This is a genomic window from Parafrankia sp. Ea1.12, from assembly GCF_900465275.1.
GTDB classification, from domain to species: Bacteria; Actinomycetota; Actinomycetes; order Frankiales; family Frankiaceae; genus Parafrankia; species Parafrankia soli.
Genome location: NZ_UBIZ01000347.1, coordinates 1 through 684 on the forward strand (window position 1 = coordinate 1; position 684 = coordinate 684).

Sequence of the window (684 nt, forward strand, 5' to 3'; positions counted from 1 at the left end):
CGACATCAGGTGGCGGTGCTGCGCCGGCAGGTGAACCGCCCGACGCTGGAACCGGCGGACCGGGTGATCCTCGCAGCCCTGTCCCGGCTGCTGCCCCGGGCTCGGTGGGGTTCGTTTTCGTCACCCCAGCCACCGTGCTGCGCTGGCACCGTGACCTCCTCGCACGCAAACGGACCTACCCGCGGAAGTCGCCCGGTCGGCCGCCGGTCCGCCGGGAGATCCGCGAGCTGGTCCTGCGCCTCGCACGGGAGAACCCGACCTGGGGCCACCGCAGGATCCAGGGAGAACTCGCCGGGCTGGGCTACCCGGTCGGAGTCGCCACCGTCTGGCGGATCCCGCACCGCGCCGGCATCGACCCCGCACCCCGCCGGGCCGACACCTCCTGGCGCACCTTCCTGTCCGCCCAGGCCTCCAGCCTGCTGGCCTGCGACTTCTTCACCGTGGACACCGTGTTCCTGCAACGGATCTACGTGTTCTTCGTCGTCGAACACGCCACCCGCCACGTCCATGTTCTCGGGACCACGAAGCACCCGACCGCAGCCTGGGTCACCCAGCAGGCACGGAACCTACTGATGGACCTCGACGAACGTGGCCACCGGTTCCAGTTCCCCCTCCGTGACCGCGACACCAAGTTCACGGCTTCCTTCGACGCCGTCTTCACCGGAGCCGGCATCGACGTGGTCA

At 69.9% G+C, this 684-nt stretch carries 1 pseudogene; it reads left to right on the plus strand.

Features of this window, described 5'->3' with window-relative positions:
• Nucleotides 1–684 (plus strand): annotated as a pseudogene (locus FMEAI12_RS19265) (helix-turn-helix domain-containing protein); the annotation flags it as partial.